Annotated in this window: 18 protein-coding genes; 14 read left to right on the top strand and 4 right to left on the bottom strand. The window is 72.8% G+C overall.

Features of this window, described 5'->3' with window-relative positions:
• Positions 1 to 25 precede the first annotated feature (25 nt).
• The 10 genes from ACTMMA_RS07650 to ACTMMA_RS07605 all read left to right on the top strand — a co-directional run bounded on the left by ACTMMA_RS07650 (position 26) and on the right by ACTMMA_RS07605 (position 13181).
• Positions 26 to 601, top strand: a complete 576-nt coding sequence (locus tag ACTMMA_RS07650; RefSeq protein WP_441189525.1) for a hypothetical protein — start codon at positions 26 to 28, stop codon at positions 599 to 601.
• 19 nt (positions 602 to 620) lie between these two features.
• Positions 621 to 2381, top strand: a complete 1761-nt coding sequence (locus tag ACTMMA_RS07645) for an AAA family ATPase (protein ID WP_441189524.1) — start codon at positions 621 to 623, stop codon at positions 2379 to 2381.
• A complete protein-coding gene (locus ACTMMA_RS07640; protein WP_441189523.1) occupies positions 2378 to 3652 on the top strand; it encodes a hypothetical protein in 1275 nt (424 codons plus the stop codon). The genes ACTMMA_RS07645 and ACTMMA_RS07640 overlap by 4 nt, the downstream gene beginning before the upstream one ends.
• A 6-nt stretch (positions 3653 to 3658) precedes the next feature.
• Entirely contained in the window at positions 3659 to 5107 is a 1449-nt protein-coding gene (locus ACTMMA_RS07635; protein ID WP_441189522.1) for a hypothetical protein, read from the top strand.
• Entirely contained in the window at positions 5104 to 6288 is a 1185-nt protein-coding gene (locus ACTMMA_RS07630; RefSeq protein WP_441189521.1) for a coiled-coil domain-containing protein, read from the top strand. Before ACTMMA_RS07635 ends, ACTMMA_RS07630 begins: the two co-directional genes overlap by 4 nt.
• Positions 6285 to 8618, top strand: a complete 2334-nt coding sequence (locus ACTMMA_RS07625; protein WP_441189520.1) for a serine/threonine-protein kinase — start codon at positions 6285 to 6287, stop codon at positions 8616 to 8618. The genes ACTMMA_RS07630 and ACTMMA_RS07625 overlap by 4 nt, the downstream gene beginning before the upstream one ends.
• Positions 8615 to 9862, top strand: a complete 1248-nt coding sequence (locus ACTMMA_RS07620; protein WP_441189519.1) for a PP2C family protein-serine/threonine phosphatase — start codon at positions 8615 to 8617, stop codon at positions 9860 to 9862. The genes ACTMMA_RS07625 and ACTMMA_RS07620 overlap by 4 nt, the downstream gene beginning before the upstream one ends.
• Positions 9855 to 11141, top strand: coding sequence for a vWA domain-containing protein (locus ACTMMA_RS07615; RefSeq protein ID WP_441189518.1), 1287 nt, complete (start codon positions 9855 to 9857; stop codon positions 11139 to 11141). The genes ACTMMA_RS07620 and ACTMMA_RS07615 overlap by 8 nt, the downstream gene beginning before the upstream one ends.
• Positions 11138 to 12121: a double zinc ribbon and FHA domain-containing protein gene (locus ACTMMA_RS07610; protein WP_441189517.1), complete on the top strand. Its 984-nt coding sequence runs from the start codon at positions 11138 to 11140 to the stop codon at positions 12119 to 12121. The genes ACTMMA_RS07615 and ACTMMA_RS07610 overlap by 4 nt, the downstream gene beginning before the upstream one ends.
• A 64-nt stretch (positions 12122 to 12185) precedes the next feature.
• On the top strand, positions 12186 to 13181 hold the full coding sequence (locus ACTMMA_RS07605; protein ID WP_441189516.1) for a hypothetical protein: 996 nt from the start codon (positions 12186 to 12188) through the stop codon (positions 13179 to 13181).
• On the opposite strand, the gene ACTMMA_RS07600 is transcribed toward ACTMMA_RS07605, so the two are convergent.
• Positions 13172 to 13645: a helix-turn-helix domain-containing protein gene (locus tag ACTMMA_RS07600; protein ID WP_441189515.1), complete on the bottom strand. Its 474-nt coding sequence runs from the start codon at positions 13643 to 13645 to the stop codon at positions 13172 to 13174. The two genes, ACTMMA_RS07605 and ACTMMA_RS07600, sit on opposite strands and share 10 nt — an antisense overlap.
• A gap of 92 nt (positions 13646 to 13737) precedes the next feature.
• On the opposite strand from ACTMMA_RS07600, the gene ACTMMA_RS07595 reads away from it, so the two are divergent.
• The gene (locus tag ACTMMA_RS07595) at positions 13738 to 15735 is read left to right on the top strand and encodes a vWA domain-containing protein (RefSeq protein WP_441189514.1); all 1998 of its coding nucleotides are present in this window, start codon (positions 13738 to 13740) and stop codon (positions 15733 to 15735) included.
• Positions 15736 to 15773: 38 nt separating this feature from the next.
• Here ACTMMA_RS07595 and ACTMMA_RS07590 read toward each other — a convergent pair whose 3' ends face one another.
• The gene (locus ACTMMA_RS07590; RefSeq protein WP_441189513.1) at positions 15774 to 16817 is read right to left on the bottom strand and encodes a serine/threonine-protein kinase; all 1044 of its coding nucleotides are present in this window, start codon (positions 16815 to 16817) and stop codon (positions 15774 to 15776) included.
• Positions 16818 to 16884: 67 nt separating this feature from the next.
• Between ACTMMA_RS07590 and ACTMMA_RS07585 the strand changes: the two genes are divergently transcribed.
• Positions 16885 to 17859 (top strand): NAD(P)/FAD-dependent oxidoreductase, encoded by a 975-nt coding sequence (locus tag ACTMMA_RS07585; protein WP_441189512.1) that lies wholly within the window; start codon positions 16885 to 16887, stop codon positions 17857 to 17859.
• 4 nt (positions 17860 to 17863) lie between these two features.
• Entirely contained in the window at positions 17864 to 18784 is a 921-nt protein-coding gene (locus ACTMMA_RS07580; protein ID WP_441189511.1) for a hypothetical protein, read from the top strand.
• 134 nt (positions 18785 to 18918) lie between these two features.
• Here the strand turns inward: ACTMMA_RS07580 and ACTMMA_RS07575 are convergent, their stop codons facing one another.
• Together ACTMMA_RS07575 and ACTMMA_RS07570 are read right to left on the bottom strand one after the other, a co-directional pair.
• Entirely contained in the window at positions 18919 to 19944 is a 1026-nt protein-coding gene (locus ACTMMA_RS07575) for a YihY/virulence factor BrkB family protein (protein ID WP_441189510.1), read from the bottom strand.
• Positions 19945 to 19990: 46 nt separating this feature from the next.
• A complete protein-coding gene (locus tag ACTMMA_RS07570; RefSeq protein WP_441189509.1) occupies positions 19991 to 20914 on the bottom strand; it encodes an SDR family oxidoreductase in 924 nt (307 codons plus the stop codon).
• Between the two features lie 210 nt (positions 20915 to 21124).
• Here ACTMMA_RS07570 and ACTMMA_RS07565 point away from each other — a divergent pair, with 210 nt between their 5' ends.
• Positions 21125 to 22414: an ISL3 family transposase gene (locus ACTMMA_RS07565; RefSeq protein WP_441189508.1), complete on the top strand. Its 1290-nt coding sequence runs from the start codon at positions 21125 to 21127 to the stop codon at positions 22412 to 22414.
• The last annotated feature ends 31 nt before the right edge of the window (positions 22415 to 22445 follow it).

Raw genomic sequence — 22445 nt, 5'->3', positions numbered from 1 at the left:
GGGCTTCGGAGACCTGCTCGACCGCATGCTTGGTCGGACCCCGGCGACCCCGGAGTCCGACCGGCTGGTCCTGCCCCCTCCCCCCACCGCCGAGGAGGTGCTGGAGGCGCTGAAGGAGACCGAGACCTCCCTGACCTCCAGCGCCCTGCCCTCCGTGGTCGTCGCCCGCGCGCAGCGGGTGATCGACACCGCGCGCGACACCGTGCCGCGGCTGAAGCGGATCAGCGGCAGCGACCTCGGCTACACGGTCATGGCGACGGCGACCGACTACCTGCCCGAGGCGATCGGCGCCTACCAGCGCCTGCCCCGCCGCTACGCCGACACCCGCCCCGTCGACGGCGCCAAGACCTCCCTCATGGTGCTCGTCGACCAGCTCGACCTGCTGGGCCTGACGATGGACCGGGTCTTCGACGCCGTCTACCGCGACGACGCCCGCGAGCTGGTCGCCCAGGGCCGCTTCATCGCCGAGAAGTTCGGACACGCCGGTGACGGCGGGGCGCTGCGCGTGGACTCCGCCAGCGCGCCCGTGCCCGACATGCCCGAGGCCGACGACCCCACGGGGTCGGTGACCGCCCTCGCCCCGCCCGAGAGGAACCCATGATCATCCAGCAGAGGAACGCATGAGCACCCAGCAGCTGCGCGACGCCGTCGAGATCCTCGCCCGCGTCGGCCGCGAGTCCGGCCTCGACGAGTCGATGGCCCGGGCCGAGGGCATGGCCCTGGCCGCCTCGGTCATGGAGTCGTCCACCGGCGCCAGCGAGCTGGCCCGCACCTGGGGCAGCGCGTTCGGCGTGCCCGCCAGCGAGTTCTTCGGGATGGTGCCGCGCGGCCGCCGCTACGGCTCCATCGCCACCACCGGTCTGGCCACCCTGGTAGCCGAGGGCAGCCCCCACGCCAAGGGGTATGCGGAAGCTCTCGCCTCCGTGGCCACCTCCGCCTGCGCGGTGCCGGGGGCCTCTGCCCTGAGCGTCGGCAAGGCGACCGCCGCGGCGCGGACCCAGCTGACCGCGGCCGGCGTCCGCCCAGAGCCGGTGCTGCCGACGCCGGGCCCCGCCGGCCCGACCCCGACCGGCCCATCCCCGACCGGCCCATCCCCGACCGGCCCATCCCCGACCGGTGGGACGACAGGATCTGGCGCGACGCCGCATACCCCCGCCTCTTCTTCCTTGGAGACCATGGGTCACGACCTGCTCCGGCGCGCGCAGGAGCAGTCGGAGCGGGTGCGCGACATGCTCGGCAGCCTCGGCCGCGCCGCGACCGGCACCGGCCCTGGATCCAGCGCTCCCCCGCAGGATCCCTGGGCCGGGATGCCGCCGCTGCCCCCTCAGCCGACCGGTGAGGTGCGGCCGCAGGACCTGATGCCGCAGGCGCCCGGTGGACAGGGAACCGGGACCGTGGGTGCCCCGGACCAGCTCGCGACCCAGGAGGATCCGGACGCGACCCCGGCCACCGAGACCGATGGGCCGGCCGAGCCGGAGCGCAGCCTGGAGGAGCTCCTCGCCGAGCTCGACGCCCTCATCGGGCTGGAGCGGGTCAAGGCCGAGATCCACCGTCAGGTCGCCGTGCTCAAGATGGACGCGCGTCGTCAGGAGGCCGGCCTGAAGGTCGCCACCCTGACCCGGCACCTCGTCTTCGTCGGCAACCCGGGCACGGGCAAGACGACGGTGGCGCGGCTGATCGGCGGGATCTACCGGGCGCTGAAGCTGCTGTCCAAGGGCCAGCTGGTCGAGGTCGACCGCTCCGAGCTGGTCGCCGGCTATCTCGGTCAGACCGCGGCCAAGACCGCCGAGGTCGTGGAGTCGGCCAAGGGCGGGGTGCTGTTCATCGACGAGGCCTACAGCCTCAACGGCGACCAGTACGGCAAGGAGGCCATCGACACCCTCGTCAAGGAGATGGAGGACCACCGCGACGACCTGGTCGTCATCGTGGCCGGCTACCCCGCGCCGATGGCGGAGTTCGTGGCGATGAACCCTGGGCTGGAGAGCCGGTTCCGGACGATCATCGAGTTCGACGACTACACCGACGACGAGCTCGTGGCGATCCAGGGCACGCTGGCCGAGAAGATGGACTACGACATCTCCGAGGACGCCAGCACGCGCTTCCGCGAGATCCTGAAGGCGACGCCGCGCGGGCCGAGCTTCGGCAACGGCCGCTTCAGCCGCAACATGCTCGAGGCTGCCATCGGGCGGCACGCGTGGCGGTTGCGCGACGCCGAGGACGCCACCGTCGAGGAGCTGCGCACGCTGGAGCGGCAGGACTTCGAGGACCGGGACGCCATCGACCTGAGTGTCGGCGACGGCGCCGAGGGGCCGCCCCTGGAGCCGGCCGAAGATGGCGTCGATGGTGGCAGTGACGATGGCGGTGACGAGGTGACGAGGTGAGCGCTCCGGCTCCGGGCCAGGGAGCGAACCAGGCGCAGGCACAGCAGGCTCAGGCACAGCAGGCGGCCGCGCCGCAGCAGGCACGGGCACAGGCTCAGCAGCCCCAGGCACAGCAACAGGCTCAGCAGCAGGCCAAGCAACAGGCTCAGAAGCCACGGCGGACCTCCTCGACACCTGGCCGGCTCCGCTTCGCGCGGGCCCTGGCGACGGCGGCGGCGGCGCTGACCGGCATCGCGGCCACGGGCACCTTCGACACCGGCGGGGTCAACCCCACCCCCAACGTCATCGCCTCCCAGTGGGTCGCGGCCGAGCGGGCGGGCATCGCGGTCGCCCAGGGTGACCTCGATGCGGCACGGGCCGTGGCCGAGGCGAGCACCGGAGGGGAGCCGGACAGGGAGAGCTTCCACACCGCATACCAGGACGCGGTCGAGAACCTCACCGCCTCGGGCAGCGACCAGCCGCGCAGCGCCGGGGCCCGGGAGCTGCTCCACGCCGACGTGCTGGCCGAGCGGGCGATCGAGCAGGCGCGCACCGACGCCGAGGGGGCGGCGCAGACCTACGCGACCTCCTCCGCCGCCTCTCGCGCCGCGGGGCAGGCCAGCGGACAGGTGGCCTCGGAGTCCGCCGAGAACCTCAACACCGGCTCGCGCTCCGGGCTGACCGCGCTGCTCGGCGGCCTGGCGACCGTGGTGATGATCGGCGTCATGGTCTGGCTGGCGCTGCTGACGCGGCGGATGATCAACGTGCCGCTGCTGATCGCGACCGCGATCACCGGCTGGCTGACCTACGTCTCGCTCAACCCCTCGGCGCTGCCGGTCAGCTACGAGGACCGGGTCGACGCCGTCGCCACCCGAGCCACCGCCATGGAGGAGGTGCTGCAGGCCAGGCAGGCGCAGTATGCGGTCGCCCTCGGCCTGGAGGACGAGCTCCCCGTCAGGCTGGACGCCGAGATGAACGAGGCGACCCGTGCGATCCGCGCGCTGGGCGAGACGGGCTACAGCACGACCTGGCAGGAGGCGTCGGAGGGGATCGACACCTTGATGGACGCCTCGGGCACGACCGCCCGTCTCCAGGTCATCGACGCCACCGGGTCCGCCTTCGACGAGATCACGACCGCGCTGCACAACGACCTGGTCGAGCAGTTCGACGACGCCGAGTTCGGGGTGGGCACGACCGCCTCGGTGACCTCCGGCTTCGCGCTGCTGCTCGGCATCATCGCCGCCGCACTCGCCTGGAGCGGGCTGACGCAGCGGCTGAGGGACTACCGGTAAGGAACGATGACGGACAAGGACGAGACCGAGCCCATGCTGGTGCTGGGCCCCGACGTCCCGGACGTGGAGGACACCACGCCCGAGGAGCTGGCGCGGCGGGCCGCGGAGGCCGAGCGGGAGATCGCCGAGCGCAGGCGGCAGGCCGAGGCGGAGATCGCGGCCAAGCGGGCCGAGGTCGAGCGCCAGCTGCGCGAGCAGCAGCTGGAGGTCGACCGCCGCGAGCGCGAGCTGGCCCGCCAGGAGCGGCGCCTCGGCCGGACCTCGGGAGGCGCCGGGCGGTCGCGCAACCACGGCGGCGGCCGGAAGACACCTGCCAGACCCAAGGTCCCGATCCACCAGCGGCCCTTCCACCGCAGCTGGCTGGCCGCGCTCCTCGCGCTCGGCGGCGCCGGGACCCTCGTCGGGGCCGCCTTCGCCAGCGGTGTCGACACCGACCACCGCGCGCACGAGGCCTACCGCAGCGAGGAGTTCGCCTACGCCCACTGGCAGCGCGCCGCCCTGCGTCTGGACGAGGACGTCGTCTCCCACCTCGCGGGCAACCATGTCGCGTCCCCGGGCCAGGACCCCGTCTCGGTGGAGATGATCCAGCAGGCGGTGGAGCTGACGCCTGACGGCCGCCGCTACTACGCGGAGGACGCGGTGGACTCCATGGCGGTCATCCTGGCGCCCAGCACCTCCCCCATCCGTGCCCTCTCGGAGTGGGGCGACATCCGGACGCGCACGAGCATCGGGGTCACCACCTACCAGCTCCGGGACCACCACGACGAGCTCACCGACGACACCTGGGTCCCCTACGCCCTGGCCGGCATCGCGCTGCTGCTGCTCATCGGGCTGGCCTGGCTGGCCTTCGCCGGGGGCGCCGTGGTGCCCGGTGGGCTCGCGGTGCTCGCCGCCCTCATGGCCGGGGCCGTCATCATCGGTGCCCCCGATCCGGGCACCATCGCCGAGGCGGACGAGGCCCACGAGCGGGCCCTGGACCAGGTCTCGGACCTGGTGCGTGACGTCGAGACGCGGCTCAACGTCGCCTTCGGTCTGCGGTCCGGGTCCTGGTTCGACCGTCCGGACTTCTGGGAGGCGGAGGACCTCGGCCTCACCCCGACCCCGGAGCTGGAGACCTTCCACCGTGCCCAGGAGGCGCTCGGGCAGGTGGTCCTGGACGGGCCCTCCCGCGAGGCCTGGTGGTCCGAAGAGGTCTTCAGCGCCGCCCTCCCCTACGTGCAGGCCGCCCAGCCGGTGCTGGACACCGAGCTCGAGGAGCTCGAGCAGGCCCGTCTCGACGTCGACGAGGCCCTCACCCGCAGCAGCCTGGACGGCAACCTCACCTTCTACGGCAGCGGCCTCGGCATGCTCGCCGCACTCGGGTCGCTGGGTGCCGGGGCGGCGCTGGCCGCACGCCGGGAGAAGGCTGACGCTCGCGACAAGGCTTCCCGCCCCACGAAGGACCAGGCCCGATGAGCACGTATGCGGTCTCCCCCACCGCCCCCGGGTCCCTGGGCACCGACGTGCCGCCCCGGGAGCTGCTGCGCTACCTGGACGCGATGATCACCTGGAAGGGTCAACGGCGCTCGGAGCTGGAGGACCTCGACCGGGCGGCGATCGCGCTGGAGAGCCCGCAGGAGCGGGCCGCCGTCACCCCGGACGTCACGCTCTCGATGACCCTGTGGCAGGCCGTCTCGGACCGGCTCGAGCTGCTCATGGCCACCTGGGACAACGGCCGCGTCGAGGAGAGCGATCGCCGCCGCATCACCACGCTGATCTGGGGCAGCCTGGAGCAGCCGGGCTCCCGCGGGGCGGGGCAGGCCCTGGCCGTCTCCCTCCCCGAGGCCTGCCGCCTCTCGGACTCCCTGGCCTCCTCGCTGCGCTCCCGCCTGCGCCTCGACGGGGCCGACCCCCGCGCCAGCGAGCGGGTCGGTGCCCTGCGCCAGCAGCTGGCCCGGATCGCCGACCAGGTCGCCCTCATCCCCTCCAAGCGTCGCCAGAGCGCCGCGCAGGCCCACGCGCTGCTGGAGCGCCGGCTCGAGGACGTGGCCGACCGCCTGCGCCGGGGCGGCGATGTCGTCGGTTTCCTCGGCCCCCTGGAGGCCGAGGCCGCCACCACCGAGCGCGACCTCATCGTGGCCGCCTCCGCCCGCGCCCACGCCAAGGTGGAGCACGCCCAGGCCACCCGCGAGGTCGCCGAGCTCAGCGCCCGCGGGCAGGCGGTGCGGGCCCTGGCCGAGCGCGCCCGCGCCCGCGTCCAGCCCGCCCCGACGCTGGGGGTCCCCGACGTCACGGCCCTGGGGGACATCCCGTCGGACCCCGACGAGCTCAGCGCCTACCTGACCCGCCTGGAACGGGTGGACCGGGCGCTGACGATGGCCCAGACGACCTACGCGGCCGCGCTGGCCCGGCGCGAGGACCTGGTCCAGCAGGCCCGGGCCCTCGCCTCGGCCCTGGGCCCGGACAGCGGCGCGGGCAGCGCCATGGTGCCCCTGGTCCAGCAGACCGAGCGCCTCATCGCCGACGAACCGACCGACCTCACCCAGCTGGAGGCCCTGGTCCAGGCCCAGCAGTCGTTCGCCCGCACGATGGGCATCACCGTCGACCCCGCACCGACCGGCTCGACCGCCGACCCCTCGAAGGGAGACGCCCGATGAACCGCTGCGTCGAGCCAGGCTGCACCGGCTCCTACGAGGACGGCTGGTGCAACGTCTGCGGCTCGCCCGAGCCCTCGCAGGCCCCGGTGGCAGCACCTCCCGCGCCAGAACCAGTGGCCGCGCCCGCCGCCGACCCGAGCACCGCCGCAGGTCGGGGACGCGCAGGTGAGGGGCGCGCAGGTGAGGGACAGGGAGCCGGGAGCGATGGCATACCCGCAGGATCCGCGGCCTCGGCCGCCCCGCAGGTCGCCACCCCCGCCCCCGGCCAGACCCGTGAGGCCCTGCGCGCCGCCGTCGTCCGCCGTCAGCGGGCCCTGGCCGGCGTGCGCCGCTCCAAGCTGGGCATGGGTCTGACCCAGGTGCCGCCGGTCCCGCCGGCCGACCCGACCCAGGCCGTCATGGAGGACCCGCAGGTCCCCGAGGACCGGCGGGTCTGCCCCAACTGCGGCGCCGACGTGGGCCGCTCGGCCGGCGAGGCCGGCGGGCGGCAGCAGGGCTTCTGCCCGCAGTGCCGCGCGCCCTACTCCTTCACCCCCAAGCTGTCCCCGGGCGACCTGGTGGCGGGGCAGTACGAGGTCGTCGGCGCCCTCGCCCACGGCGGGATGGGCTGGATCTACCTGGCCCGCGACAAGAACGTCTCCGACCGCTGGGTCGTGCTCAAGGGCCTGCTCAACACCGGCGACGCCGACGCTCTGGAGGCCGCGGTCGCCGAGCAGCAGTTCCTGGCGCAGGTCAAGCACCCGCTCATCGTGGAGATCTACAACGTCGTCACCCACGACGGCGACGCCTACACGGTGATGGAGTACGTCGGCGGCACCAGCCTCAAGCAGATGCTCAAGGCCAGGCTGGCCGCGGCCGGCGGGCGCTACAACCCCTTCCCCGTCGACCAGGCGCTGGCCTTCGTCCTGGAGACCCTGCCGGCCTTCAGCCACCTGCACGACCTGGGGCTGCTCTACTGCGACTTCAAGCCCGACAACCTCATCCAGGAGGGCGACGCGGTCAAGCTCATCGACCTCGGTGGCGTGCGTCGCCAGGACGACCTCGACAGCCCGATCTACGGCACGGTCGGCTACCAGGCGCCGGAGGTGGCCGAGGTCGGCCCCTCGGTGGCCTCCGACATCTACACGATCGGGCGCACGCTGTGCGTGCTCACCTTCGAGTTCCGCGGCTACCAGTCCGAGTATGTGGATTCCCTCCCCCCGGCGAGCCAGGTGCCGCCGTTCGTGGAGCACGACGCCTTCTTCCGGCTCGTGGCCCGGTGCTGCGCCCCCGACCCCAACGACCGCTTCCTGACCATCGACGAGCTGCGCTCGCAGATGATCGGCGTGCTCCGGCAGGTCGTGGCCGCCAGCAGCGACCACGCGGCGACGTTGTCGGCGCACTCGGCCGCCTTCGAGCAGCCGGTCTCCACCGGCGAGACGCTGTCGTGGTGGGAGTTGCCCGACCTCAAGCGGGACGACACCGACCCGATGCTGGACTGGCTCTCCTCCCTGCCCGACGAGCCGATGGCGCGCCACCAGGGGTTGCTGAAGGCGGCCGAGCAGACACCCGAGGTGCTGCTGGCCCGCGCCCGCACCGGCATCCAGATGGGCCAGGAGGCCTGGGTCGACCAGGCCGTGCGCGGGCTGCTGGCCGAGGACCCGTGGGACTGGCGCGCGTCCTGGGTGCGGGGCCTGTGGGCGCTGTCCCTGGCCTCCGGCGACGACGAGGCCTCGCGAGCACGCCGGGTGCAGCAGGGACAGCTGGCGGCCGGTCACTTCGCCGCCGTGCGCGACGCCCTGCCCGGGGAGATCGCGCCGCGGCTGGCGCTGGCGCTGGCCAGCGAGCTGGGCAACTACAGCAAGGCGGCCGAGCTGGACTACGAGCGCGCCTGGCGCACGGACGCGGCGTATGTGGCTCCCGCCGCCTTCGGGCTGCACCGCGTCCGGCGCGGCCGGGGGGACGAGGAGGGTGCGATCGCGGCCCTGGACTCGGTCCCGGCGAGCAGCCGGGCCCACCCGCTGGCCCGCTGGCTGCGGGCCGAGATGCTGCGGGCCCGCGGGACGCTGGCCGACCTGCGCGAGTCCGTCCACGCGGTCTCGCGCCTGACCCTGGACCCGCGCCAGCGGGCCCAGTTCAACGCCACGATCTACGAGCAGGCCCTGGAGCAGGTGGGCAAGCACGGAGAGAAGAAGGACTGGCGCCTCGGTGAGGTGCCCGTCACCCAGGACGACCTTCGCAAAGCGGTGGAGAAGGAGTATCGCGTCCTGGCCGACTACACCCCCGACCCCCTCGAGCGGGCCGCCCTCATCGACCGGGCCAACGCCGTCCGACCCTGGAGCTGGACATGACGCAGACCCCCGACCAGACGCCCGACCCCGAGCAGCCCGACCCCGACGAGACCGTCGACCCGAGGGAGCCCGAGCAGCCCGAGCAGGAGATCGTGCCGCTGGAGCCCCCGGACCCGGCCGACTCCGAGCTGCCCACCTCCGACCAGCCCGAGCCCGATGAAGAGCCCGAGCCGTTCGCCGACGGCCCGCCCCCGCTGCCCAAGCCGCTCCTGGTCCTGGACGGCGAGCTGCCCCCGATGGAGGAGCCGGAGCCGGTCGAGGAGGTCGACCACGGCACCTGCGCGTGCGGCGGCAAGTTCGACGAGGACGGCTGGTGCACCGAGTGCGGCGAGCGCCGTCCGGACCCGCGCCACCACTTCTCGGCCCAGGCCGACGAGCGCGTCGCGATGGTCTGCGACCGTGGCATCCGGCACGAGTCCAACGAGGACGCCGGCGCGGTCTGGGGCGAGACCACCGCCGAGGGCGGCCACCGCGCGGCCCTGGTGGTCTGCGACGGCGTGACCACCGCGACCCGGTCTGCGGAGGCCAGCCTGGCCGCGTCCTACGCCGCGCTGGAGGTGCTCTCGACCAGCGACGATGACCCCGCCGACCGGCTGGCCCGCGCCGCGGACGCCGCGGCGGGAGCGGTCGACCAGGTGGGCGAGGACTTCCCCGACGCCGCCCCCTCGTGCACGTTCGTCGCGGCGGTCGTCGAGGACGGCACGGCCACGGTCGGCAACGTCGGCGACAGCCGGGGCTACTGGCTGCCCGACGAGGGCGAGGCGCGCCGGCTGACCCGGGACGACTCGATGGCCGAGGAGCAGGTGGACTCCGGGGTCGACCGGGCCACCGCCGAGGCCGGCCCCCTGGCGCACACCATCACCCGCTGGCTGGGACCGGACTCCCCCGACCACACGCCCTCCATCAGCAGCCAGGACGTCTCCGCCCCGGGCTGGCTGATGCTGTGCAGCGACGGGCTGTGGAACTACGCCTCCGACCCGGCCGACCTGCGCGCCGTCCTCCGGCAGGAGGCCCAGCGCCTCGAGCTGGAGACCCGCGATGGGCAGGCGACCGGCGGCGCCGACCCCCTCGCCCTCGCCCAGGCCCTCGTCGACTGGGCCAAGGGACGCGGAGGCGCGGACAACATCACGGTGGCGCTCCTACGATCGGGAGCTGCCACATACCCGCAGGAGGCCCAGCCGCCGACCACGCGACCCGAGGAGCGAGCTGTCGGTGGCGCGGGGCAGGATGGGTCGCATGGCTGACTTCACGGCGACGGTCCACCAGAACGAGTTCCTGCCCGACGGCGGCACCGACGTCCACGCGATCGTCTCGGTGACCTGCACCGGGGCCGGCACCGTCGCGCCGATGAGCTCAGCCTCCGGCGAGGCCGGCGAGATCATCATCGTCGACGTGTCCGGCTCGATGGACGTGCAGGGCGTGCAGGCGGCGGCCTACGCGGCCTCGGCCGCCCTCGACCAGATCGTCGACGGCGTGTGGTTCGCGATCGTCGCGGGCAACCACGAGGCGGCGCTGTGCTATCCCAACGGGACGCAGGCCGCGATGGCCCGCATGTCGCCGCAGACCCGGCTGGAGGCCAAGCGCTCGCTGCAGCGCCTGGCGCCCGGCGGCGGCACCGCGATGGGCCGGTGGCTGCTGGCCGCCGGACAGCTCTTCGGCACCGTGCCGAGCCTGGTCAAGAGGCACGCCATCCTGCTCACCGACGGCGCCAACCAGCACGAGACCCCCGACGAGCTGTCCTGGGCGATCGAGCAGGTCAGAGGACGTTTCCAGGCCGACTGCCGTGGCCTGGGCGCCGCCTGGCAGGTCGCCGAGGTGCGGCGTATCGCCGAGGCGCTGATGGGCACCGTGGAGCTCATCCGCACCTGGGACGGGCTGCCTCAGGACTTCGCCCAGCTCATGCAGCAGTCGATGGGCCGCGGGGTCTCCGACACTCAGCTGCGCGTCTGGGCGCCGCAGGGTGCCGAGGTGCTCTTCGTCAAGCAGGTCTCCCCCACGCTGGAGGACCTGTCCTCGCGGCGGGTCGACGTCAACCCGCTGACGGGCGGCTACGACCTGGGCGCCTGGGGCGACGAGACCCGCGACTACCACGTCGCCGTGCGCCTCGCCCCCAAGGCGGTCGGTCAGGAGCAGCTCGCCTCCCGCGTGCAGCTGACCGTCGGCGGCCAGGTCGTCACCCAGGGCCTGGTCAAGGCGCGCTGGTCCGGCGACAGCCTGCTGACCGCCCAGATCAGCCCGGAGGTCGCGCACTACACCGGGCAGACCGAGCTGGCCTCGGCGATCCAGGACGGCCTGCGCGCCAAGGCCATCGGTGACGACGCCACGGCGACCTCCAAGCTCGGGCGCGCCGTCCAGCTCGCCCAGGAGACCGGCGACGACGCCGCGACCTCCCGCCTGTCGCGCGTCGTGGACATCGAGGACGCCGCCACCGGTCGGGTCCGTCTGCGCCGCAACGTCGACAAGCTCGACGAGATGGAGCTCGACACCGCCTCGACGAAGACCACGCGGGTGCGCCCGACGTGAGCGCGGTCTGTCCCGAGGGCCACCGCAGCGAGTCGACGGACTACTGCGACACCTGTGGTGCGCCCATCGGCGCACCCTCGGCTCCGGGGGCGGTCGGCTCCGACGCTCAGGGTATGCCGCACTCCTCACCCTCTCCCGCTCCCGCCTCCCCCGAGCCGGCGGCCGAGCCGCTCACCTGCCCCCACTGCGGCGGCCTGAACGTCCAGGACGCGCTCTTCTGCGAGGAGTGCGGCTACGACTTCACCACGGGCACCCCGCCGATGGGGTCGGCACCCTCCGCCACGGACGAGGGCGACGAGGACGTGGAGGCCGTCGTCGAGGATGAGCCCGCCGACGAGAGGCCTGTTGAGGAAGATCCTGTCGAGGAAGATCCTGCGGAAGAGGAACCGGTTGAGGAAGAGCCGGTCGCAGAGGAGCCAGCAGGGGAGCCCGAGCCGGAGCCTGAACCCGAGCTAGAGCAGCCGAAGCCGGAACCCGATGTCACCGAGCCCGAGCCGACCCCCGCGCCGGTGAGCGCGTCGACCAAGGGCAAGCCACGGCATACCCCGCCCTCCCGTGCCCTGTCGAAGACCTGGGTGGTCGAGCTGTGGGTGGACCCCGACTGGTATGCCGTCCAGCAGACCGACGAGGCCTGCCCCAGCGCCGGCCTGCCCGACATCGTGCTGCTGCACCGCAGCACCGCTCTGGTGGGGCGCCCGTCCGGCAGCCTGGGCGTGCGCCCCGAGGTCGACGCCGGCAGCGACTCGGCCGTCTCCCGGAGGCACGCGCAGCTCAGCAGCGACGGGCAGCGGTGGTGGATTGAGGACCTGGGCAGCAGCAACGGCACCTTCGTCGGCACGGTCGGCGAGGATCTCCCGCAGGCGCCCATCCCCCCTGGTCAGCGGGTCGAGCTGGACCTGCACGACCGGATCTACGTGGGAGCGTGGACCCGCATGGTGCTGCGCCCGGCGACGGCCTCCGAGGAGCAGGGACAGGGCTGACCCCGGCGCGCCACGCGCCCGCTCCAGGCCCGCCGAGAGGCCCGAACGGCTTAGAGTCGGGGACATGTCCGACGCCTACCCCGAGCCCGAGGCCGACCCCGACGTCGAGCCCGATCCCGAGCCCGGGGCCCGACGGGGCCGGCTGCGCCGTGCGGGCCGCAAACTCGTCCGTGTCGGCGGTCTGCTCCTGGCCATCGCCCTGGTCCTCACCCTCATCGGTGGCCTGACGACCCGCAACCTGCTGGACAACCTGCGCACCCACTCCGCCGAGCTGCTCGACGGCGTGGGCTCTGTCGAGCTGACCGCAGGCGACGAGCGCACGCTCTACGTCACCGGTGGCCTGATCACCCCGGGCGAGCAGGTGCCGACCCCGGTGGAGAACATCACCTGCACCGTCCAGGGCCCTGGGGCGGCGGTGCCGGTCAACCACCTCAAGGACGAGGACAAGAGGATCGGGATCGACCTGGCGCTCGCGCGCTTCCAGGTGGTCGGCGACTTCCGCGCCACGGCGACGGGCACCCACGAGATCAGCTGCACCGGCCTGGGCGTGGTCGTCGCGCCTGAGGTCGGGGCCGCCTCCGCGCTCGCCCGTCTCGGCGCGCTCGCGCTGGGCAGCCTCGGCGTCTTCGCCGGCGCGACCCTGCTGCTGCTGGGAGCGATCCTGAGCCTGCTGATGCGTCGCGGTGCGGACGAGCCCGAGGACGACGACCTTGACGACGGGGCGCTCCCACCGGAGCAGGGTGCCGAGAAGTGGTGGGAGGAGGGCACGCCCCGGCCTGCCGACGAGCAGGGCCCCGACGAGCAGGGTCCCGACGAGCAGGGTCCCGCCGAGGAGACCGCCGGGGACCTCGACCAGGAGGTCGGTCACGGCTACGAGGACCTGGACGACGACGGCTTCGTCGAGCTGAGCGACGAGGAGCTCAACGCGCTCACCGAGGAGGAGATCTCCGAGCTGGTCGCCTCCGGCGCGCTGATCTTCGTCGACGAGGACGAGGAGCTGGTCCACCGCCCGGACGACGACGGCGACCACCAGGCCGCCCGCAGCGACACCTACCGCTGAAGCCCGGCGGCGGCGCGCAGCAGATCGGCGAGCTTGGGATGGTGCGGTGCCAGCAGACCGGCCGCGTCGGCGAGCTCGGCGGGGGTGGCGGCCGACCGCAGCGCCTGGTGCGCGGCTGCCTCGCCGGTGTCCGCGGACAGCTCGTGCCGGGTCGTGGTCCAGCCACCCACCGACTCCCGGATCTGCTCCAGCCTCCCGGGTATGCCGTGCTCGCCCACCTTCCCCTCCTCCACCGCCGTCAACAGGTCGCGCACCTCCTCCAGGCGGCGCATGACGGCGGGGTTGCCGATCTTGATCCGGCGACCGGACCCGAGCTGGGACAGCATCGGCGGGGAGATCCCCAGCACCTTGGCCAGCCCGGCCTGGTTGAGGCCGAGCCCGCGGGTCAGCCGGCCGAATACGTCGGCCAGTGGCTCGCCGTAGACAGCGACCTGCTCGGCGATGTTGCGCTCGATCTCGTCCACCTGACACCCATCCACTTGACTTTGCGATTGCAAACACTCTAGATTTGCTATCGCAAATGTACCTGACCTGTTCGACGAGGGGAAGAACGACCATGAGAGCACCCACCCGCACCACGCCCCATCGACGCGTGTTCGCGGCGCTGGCGGCCATGGCCCTGCTGACCGCGAGCGCCTCCGCCGCGGTGGCCGGCCAGGCGGAAGAGTCCGGGTCCGAGGACGGGCAGCTCCTCCTGCTGCTGGACGCCTCCCGGTCCATGGAGGACGCCGACGGGACCGGTGCCCCCAAGATCGAGGCGGCCAAGACTGCTCTGGAGGTGGTGATCGGCGACCTGGACCCGGGGCAGTCCGTGGGCCTGCGCGTCTTCGGCGGTTCGGTGCCGCTGGACCGACCCATGGCCGACAAGTGCACCGACTCCGAGCTGGCCGTCCCGATCGGCACCGACAACGCCGACGAGCTGCTCCAGGGGGTCGAGGACTACATGCCCCTGGGCGAGACGCCCATCGCCCACGCCCTCCAGGAGGCGGCCGAGGACCTGGGCGACGAGGGCAACCGGACGATCCTGCTCGTCTCCGACGGGATCGCCACCTGCGACCCCGACCCCTGCGAGGTCGCCGAGCAGCTCACCGAGGATGGCCTCGACCTGGTGGTCCACACCGTCGGCCTCGGTGCCGACGAGGCCACCAGGACCCAGCTTCAGTGCATCGCCGAGAACGCCGGCGGCACCTACTTCGACGCCGACGACGCGGAGACCCTCACCACCGCCCTGACCAGGATCTCCACCCGCGCCTTCCGCCCCTTCTCGATCTCGGGCACGCCCGTCGAAGGCAGCCGCGATGTCGCGGACGCCCCGCAGATCGGTCCGGGCATGTGGACCGACACGATCGCGAACCGGGAGAGGGTGCGCAAGCACTACGCCGTCGAGCGGACCGTCCCCGGCTCACGGATCTACGTGGGAGCGACCATGCGCCCCTCCCGCCCCGCAGGGCTCTCGGCGATCAACCTGCGCCTGGAGACCCCGGACGGGCAGACCTGCGCGATGACGACGGGGATGGTGTGGAGCGGGGGCATGAGCAACTCCTTCGGCTCGGCCGGGACGAGCTCTGCGGACTACGCCGACGACGGGTGCGCGGAGGCGGAGACCATCATCGCCTCGATCGAGGCACAGGGCGGGTCGAAGCAGATCCTGGACCAGCCCATCGAGCTGAGGGTCGAGGAGCTGGGGCCGGCCCAGGACGAGGAGCTGCTCCCCGGTGAGGCCCCCGATCCCGAGTGGTCGGGCCTCGAGCCGGGCACGGTCTCGGAGGAGATCGTCGGCGGTGCCTCCTTCCACGACGCGGCACCCATCGAGCCGGGCAAGACCTACGGGTCCGACCTGCTCCCCGGTGAGATCGCCTTCTTCCGGGTGCCGGTCGACTACGGGCAGGGGCTGGAGGCGATCGCCGAGAGCCCCGTGCCCGACAAGGCCCTGGCCGAGCTCATGGGCCCCAGCTCCGACGTGCTCGACATCGCCATCTACTCCCCGCAGCGGGCCGAGGTCCATGACGTGCTGGCCGAGACGGGCGCCAACGAGCGGGCCGTGCTCTCGGGGGCCGAGGCGGGTCGTGCGGCCGCGGTGATGCCCGAGGTCAGGTGGTCCAACCGCCACCCGGCTGACGACCCCACGGTCGCCGGCGACTATGTGGTGGCCGTGAGCCTCAGCTCGTCGCGGGAGGAGCCCATCCCGCTGGGCTTCACCATCACCGCCGACACCGTCGGCGACCCGGACGGAGAGCCCACGTTCGTCGGGGCCGGCACCTCGGCGGGCACGACGGACGACGAGCAGGCCACCGACGGCCAGGGCACCAACGGCCAGGGCAACGACTCAGGGGCGAGCCCGGCGGTCGACGACGCCGCCGAGACCGAGGCCCCGGCGGCCGACGTCGGGCAGACCACGGAGCCGACCTCCGGAGAGGGCACGACCGCCGGCAATGCCGCCGACGGCACCGGCGACGGATCGCAGGACGAGGGCATCTCCCCCGTGGTCTGGGTGCTGGGCGGTCTGGGAGTCCTGCTGGGTGCCGCCGGCGCGGTCCTCCTCGGTCGCCGCTAGGCCTGAGCCACCGGCCCGAGCTCCCGGCAGAGGGTCCCTCAGAGGATCGCGATCAGGGTCGCCAGCAGGATGAGGGCGAGCCCGAGCACCAGCAGCGCAGGCCCCGCCCACGCCCCCGAGGCGCGGGCGGGGCTCTGCACGTCCCCGGCCTCCTCCGCGTCCGGTGCGGCCAGGTTCTCGCGCGCCCTGTCATCGGACACGACAGCCCCGGCAGATCCGGCGGGCCCCTCCTCGTCCCAGCCCGGGGGAAGGGGCGGCACCTGGTCGAAGACCTCGACCTCCCCCGCGTCCCAGGTCGTCCCCTCCCCGACCAGGCCGGTCCGGTGCAGGGCGGCCCGCGCCGCGGCCGCGTCGGCGGGGCGGTCGTCGGGGTCCCTCGAGCTCAGGTCGAGCAGCAGTGCGGAGAGCTGCACCGGCGCCTCGGCGCGCACGAGCGCGACGGCCAGGTCGCCGACCGTGTCGGGACGCTCCCCCAGCAGCAGCTCTGACGCCGTCATCCCGGCCGCGAAGAGGTCGGCGCGCGGGTCAGGGTCCCAGCCCGGGGAGAAGGTTTCTGGAGCCGCATACCCGACCGTGCCCACGACGTGGGAGACATGGGTGAGGCGAGGCTGGTCGAGCGTCGTGGCGATCCCGAAGTCGGCCAGCCGCATGCGCGGGTAGTCACGCCCCGTCGCGTCCAGCAGCAGGTTGGCCGGCTTGACGTCGCGGTGGACCAGGCCTTCGCCGTGGATCCGCTCCAGGGCGAGCAGCAGCTGGTCGAGCAGCACCGCCACCCACGTGGGCGACAACGGTCCGTGGTCGCCCACGAGCGTGGCCGCGGACCCGCCGCGCACGATGGGCATCGTGAAGAGGACCCGCTCGTCCTCGCCCGCCCAGCCCAGCGGCGTGAGCACGTGGGGGTGCTCGACCCGCACGGCCTGCTCCCGGACGAACCGCAGCAGCGAGGCCGCATCGGCCTGGCGCATGACCTTCGCCGCCACGTACCGCGCCTCCCGGTGGTCCCAGGCGCGCCAGACGACGCCCGCCCCGCCCTCGCCGAGCGGGTCCACGAGCTCGTAGCGTCCGCCCAGAACTTCTCCCACGAGGCCTCACCCTAGAAGATGCCCGCTCGCGTGGAGGCGGGACCGCCGCGCTCCTAGGCTTGGGCGGGTGAGCCACGATCTCTGGGACGTCGTCATCGTCGGTGGCGGTGCGGCAGGACTGTCCGCCGCCCTGATCCTCGCCCAGGCACGCTGCGGGGTGCTCGTCGTCGACGGGCAGGAGCCCCGCAACCGCTTCGACGACCACCTGCACGGCTACCTGGGGCGCGACGGGATGAATCCCGCCGACCTGCTCGCCGCCGGCCGCGCGGAGGTCGAGGGGGTGGGCGGGACGATCCGCGCCGGGCGGGTGGAGACGGTCCAGGCCTTCGGCGAGGAGGGTATGCCGCGCTTCCGGCTCTCCCTGTCCGACGGCTCCGAGGTCCTCACCCGCCGGCTGCTGGTCGCGACCGGCCTGCGCGACGAGCTGCCGGACGTCGAGGGGTTGGAGCGCTGGTGGGGGCACGAGGTCTTCCACTGCCCCTACTGCCACGGGGTGGTGATCCCCGAGCACGCGCTCGTGGGCGTCCTGGCCGCGGGCAAGGGGTCGATCGACGAGGCGCATCTGCTCCTGCAGTGGGCGGAGCGCGTCGTGCTGCTGGCCCACGACGTGGTCGAGCCGACCGAGGAGGACCTGGTCGGGCTCCGCGCCCGCGACATCGAGGTCGTCACGGGCCGGGTCGTCGCCACGATCGCCGGTGGTGACGACGGCGAGCGCCTGGTCGGGGTCCGCCTGGAGGACGGGACCGAGGTCGGTCTGGACGAGCTGCACGTGTGCCCGACCGTCCATCCCCGGCACGACCTGCTGGAGCAGCTGGGGGTGGTGGTGCGCGAGGAGGCCGACGAGCGCGGCATCGTGGTCCCCACCGACGACGCGGGCGGCACCGACGTCGAGGGGGTGTGGGTCGCCGGCAACGTCCGCGACACCAACGCCCAGGTGGTCGACGCCGCCGCCCAGGGCCTGAAGGCGGCCGTGGCCATCAACTCCTCGCTGACCAAGGAGCTGGTCCAGGAGCGCCGTTCGGCGGCCGAGGGCATACGGTGATCCCATGAGCACGCCCAGCAACTATGCCTACGGCTCCACGCCCGCCGCTCCGTCCGGACCTCCCGCCAAGGGCGGACTGCGCCGTGCGGGCTGGTGGATGTTCATCATCGGCCTGGTCCTGTCCCTCATCGCGGTGGGCGCGATGATCTGGGGCGGCACCCAGGCGGTCAAGACCTACGAGGAGATGACCCGCAATCTCACGACCGTCGACGGCTCGACCACGCTGCCGATGGAGACCGGGTCTGCACGCCTGATCCTGGCCGAGTCCGGCCAGTCGCCCAGCTGCACGGTCACCGCGCCCGACGGCGAGCAGGTGCCGATCGAGTCCGACCCTGCGCTCGAGGACGCCGCCGGGGAGGGCGGCTCCTACCGCGTCGTGGGCGCTGTCACCGCCACCGAGGCCGGTGACCACGTCATCGAGTGCACCGGCGGCCAGGCCCAGGTCAGCGGCCCGGTCGATGCGGGCGCCTTCGCCAGCATCGCGGCCATCGGGCTGGGTCTGCTGGCCCTGCTGCCCCTCGGCCTGCTCACCGTCATCGGGCTGATCATGTGGCTGGTCGGCCGCAGCAAGGACGGCCGCGCCGCCCGCCAGCCGGCCTCCCCCGGCTACCCCGGTGGTTATCCCACCTCCGGCTCGGGCTACTCAACCGGCTACCCCACCTCCGGCTCCGGCTACCAGGGCTCGGGCTATCCCCAGCAGGGCGGCTACCCCCAGCAGGGTGGTTACGGGACCGGCTCGGACCAGAACCCGCCCTACCCGCCCGCGCCCTCCGGCAACCCCTCCGATCCGTATGCCGCTCCCCCGCCCCCGTCCGGCTCCGGGCAGGGCTACGGGTCGGGCCAGACTCCTCCCCCGGGGCAGGACCCGTTCAAGGGCCAGAACCAGCAGTTCGGCCACGACGACGGGGCCGACGGGCAGCGGTGATGAGCCCCTACGGGTTTGCTCGCTGTGGGCGAGCAAACCCGTAGGGAGGCAGACCGTGTCGCCGGTGGGGAGCAGAGCGTGTCGCCGATCGCACGCAGAACGTGTCCCCGGTGGGGCGCAGAGCGTGTCGCCGGTCAGTCGTGGTGGGGGCTCTGCTCGGGGTCGGGCTTCGGGACGGGGATGCGTCGTGACACCGGCTGGTCGAACCGCACCTCGACGTCCTGGTAGTCCTTGATCACCGTGGCCGCGGCCGCCTCGCTGTAGGTGCGGACGTCCGCGGGGGTCAGCGGAACCGAGCTGGTGAACGGCCCGAGCAGGGCGCGCGGCCACAACCTCTTGACCCGGACCACGTTGATCTCCACGGCCAGCACCACGACCTGGGCGGCGATGAAGATGAACCCGAGGAGCCCGAGCACGAAGGCGAAGACACCGTAGGTGTCACCGGCACGGTTGACGATCTGGTTGGCGTAGGTGATCCCGAACCTCTGCAGCAGCAGCCAGCCGAGCGCCGCCACGAAGGCCCCGGGGAGGACCTGTCGCCACGCGACCGGGTAGGAGGTGCCCAGCCACATGCCCAGGCTGAAGACCAGCCAGGCCGTCAGGAAGCTGCCCACCACGACGAGCCCGGGCACCATCTTCTGGAAGCCCGCGCTGTAGGCCCATGAGTTCGTCGCCAGCACGGTGACCACGGTCGTGCCCAGCAGCATCAGGCCGGCCACGGCGATCAGCGGCAGGGAGCGGATCGGCGAGCGCAGCGGGTCGGGCCGCTGGTGCCGGGGCACGGCCCAGGCGATGTTCATCATGTGCAGGGTCGCCTGCGAGGCGCGGATGGCGCCCCAGACCGCCACGACGACGCCGACGACCAGGGCCGAGGTGCTGCCGCCCAGCCCCTCCTGGCTGATCTGGTTGCCGATCACCGGGAACTGGCTGACCGCGCTCTCCACGATCCAGTCGCGCCAGGCCGGCTCATCCTCGAGCAGGAAGCCCAGGATCGAGGTCAGCAGCAGGATGAGCGGGAAGAGCGCCAGGAAGCCGTAGTAGGTGATCAGCACCGACAGGTAGACCCCGTGGTCGTCGATGAACTTGTAGATCACCGCGACGGGGAAACCCAGCCACCGATGACGGCGCTGGAGGTCGTCGAGGCGCTGGGGAAACCGCATACCCCGATTGTGACGGTAGGCGGCTCCCCCGTGCCTCAGGTGCCGGTCACGGAGAGTCGGCACCGCCGTTGACGTTGAGGGTCTCCCCGACCACGTAGGAGCTCTCCGCCGAGGTGAGGAAGACGTAGGCGGGGGCGAGCTCGACGGGCTGACCGGCGCGGCCGAGAGGCTGGCCCTTGCCGAACTTGGGCAGCTTGTCCTTGGGCTGCCCCTCGACGACCTGCAGCGGCGTCCAGATGGGGCCGGGCGCGACGATGTTGACGCGGATGCCCTTGGGCGCGAGCTGCTTGGCCAGGCCCTTGCCGAAGTTGTTCATCGCGGCCTTGGTCATGGCGTAGTCGAGCAGGGTCTCGCTGGGGCTGTAGGCCTGGACCGAGCTGGACAGCACGATGGTGGAGCCGGCGGGCAGGTGGGCCACGGCGGCGCGGCACATCCAGAACATCGCGTAGACGTTGGTCTTCATCGTCAGGTCGAACTGCTCGTCGGTGATCTCCTCGATCGACTCCTTGGCGACCTGCTTGCCGGCGTTGATCACCAGCGCATCCAGACCGCCCAGGCCCTCGACCGCCTTGGCGATGACCTCCTCTGAGGCCTCCTTGTCGGTGATGTCGAGCGGGATGCGCACGCAGGTGCGCCCCTCGGCCTCGACGAGGCCAGCCACCCAGGCTGCGTCCTCCTCCTCGGCAGGGAGGTAGTTGATGGCGACGTCGGCGCCCTCACGCGCGAAGGCGATGGCCACGGCGGCCCCGATGCCCGAGTCGCCGCCGGTGACCAGGGCCTTGCGGCCCTCGAGGCGGCCGGTGCCGCGGTAGGACTCCTGGCCACGGTCGGTGCGCGGCTCCAGCTCCTTGTCCGAGCCCGGCATGGGCTGGTCCTGCTTGGGCGGGGTGATGTCGGGATGGCGGGTCGTGGGGTCGTCGAAGGTGAGCTGGTCGGACCCGGATCCGGTGGACTTCTTGGTGGCTGCCATGCCTCCAGCCGACCATCCACGGGGCCGGCGCGCACCTCGAACGAGCACTCACCCCCACGGGTGGACCCGTGGGGGTGAGTACCGTCACGGGACGGTCCTTGCAGGATAGGGGCCCTTCAACTTTGAGCGTGGTGGGGCCCTGAGGTAGGGCTCGCGGCCCTGCGCCAACATGGGTGTTGTCTAGACATCCCATGAGCGAGGACCGCGAGCGTGCACCAGCCTACGTTCGACGTCGATGCGGCGTCGATCCTGTTCAACCTGTCCGGCTACCGAGTCGTCTCAGCCAGCCCTGCCGTCGGCGATGAGCAAGCGCGGCAGGTGGTGATCGAGACGACCACGAGCGAGGGCGCGTGCCCGTCCTGCGGGGTGCTGTCCTCGCGGGTCCAGGCTCGACCCATGCAGCACGTCAAGGACGTCCCGTGCGGCGGGGAGTCCCTGGACGTGCTCGTGCGCAAGCGGCGCTACGCCTGCCGGGAGCCGCTGTGCCCGCGGCGCTCGTTCACCGAGGAGACCGAGCAGCTGCCCGCCCGGGCCCGGGTCACGACCCGGCTGGCGGAGCAGGTGATCACCGCCTGTCGGGCCGAGCCGCGAGCGGTCTCCCGCGTCGCGCACGAGGCGGACCTGTCGTGGCCGACGGTAATGCGGATGCTCACCAGCACCGTGGACCTGGATACCGGCGTGGACCGCCGGCACGTCAAGCATCTGGGGATCGATGAGCACCGATTCCGCACCGTGCGCTACCTGCGCGATCCCGACACCCAGGCCGTGAAGCGGGTCGAGCCGTGGTCAATCGTGTTCACCAACCTGGACGACGGGGCCATCCTCGACGTCGTCGATGGACGCCGCGGCAAAGTCGTCACGTCCTGGCTGGCGGCCCGGCCGCGGTGGTGGCGCCGGCGCGTGCAGATCGTCGCCCTCGACATGTCCGGCGAGTTCCGTGCCGCCGTCCGCAGGGCACTACCGCGCGCCCGGGTCAGCGTCGACCACTGGCACGTGGTGCGGCTGGCGAACGAGATGGTCACCAAGGTCCGCCGGCGCCGGGTGTGGGAGCTGCACGAGCGCCGCGGCCGGGCCACCGACACCTCGTGGAAGTACCGCAAGCTGCTCACCTGCGCCGGTGATCGGCTCACGCTGCGTCAGCGGACCAAGCTGCAGCAGATCCTCGCCGAGGACGTTGAGCTGGCCGTCGCCTGGGGGATCAAGGAGCACGTCCGTCAGGTTCTCAGCGCCACTGACACGTCATCGTTCCAGCGGCACTGGGCCCACCTCGAGCGCGCCGTGCGCGCCACCCGCCTGCCCGAGCCCGCAGCGCTGTTCCGGACCCTGCGCGCGTGGCGGCGGGAGCTGCTCACCTTCTGCCGAACCAGGGTGACGAACGCGAGGACGGAGGCGGCGAACCTGACCGCGAAGACGATCAAGAGGGTCGGACGGGGGTACCGCAACCACGACAACTACCGATGCCGCATCATTGGCTACGCGCCCCGACCCATCGCGGCGTGAACACCCGCGCCACGCTCAAAGTTGAAGAGCC

The sequence above is a fragment of the Ornithinimicrobium panacihumi genome, assembly GCF_052073805.1.
Classification (GTDB): Bacteria; Actinomycetota; Actinomycetes; order Actinomycetales; family Dermatophilaceae; genus Ornithinicoccus; species Ornithinicoccus panacihumi.
This window is presented reverse-complemented; position numbering and strand designations above follow the sequence as displayed.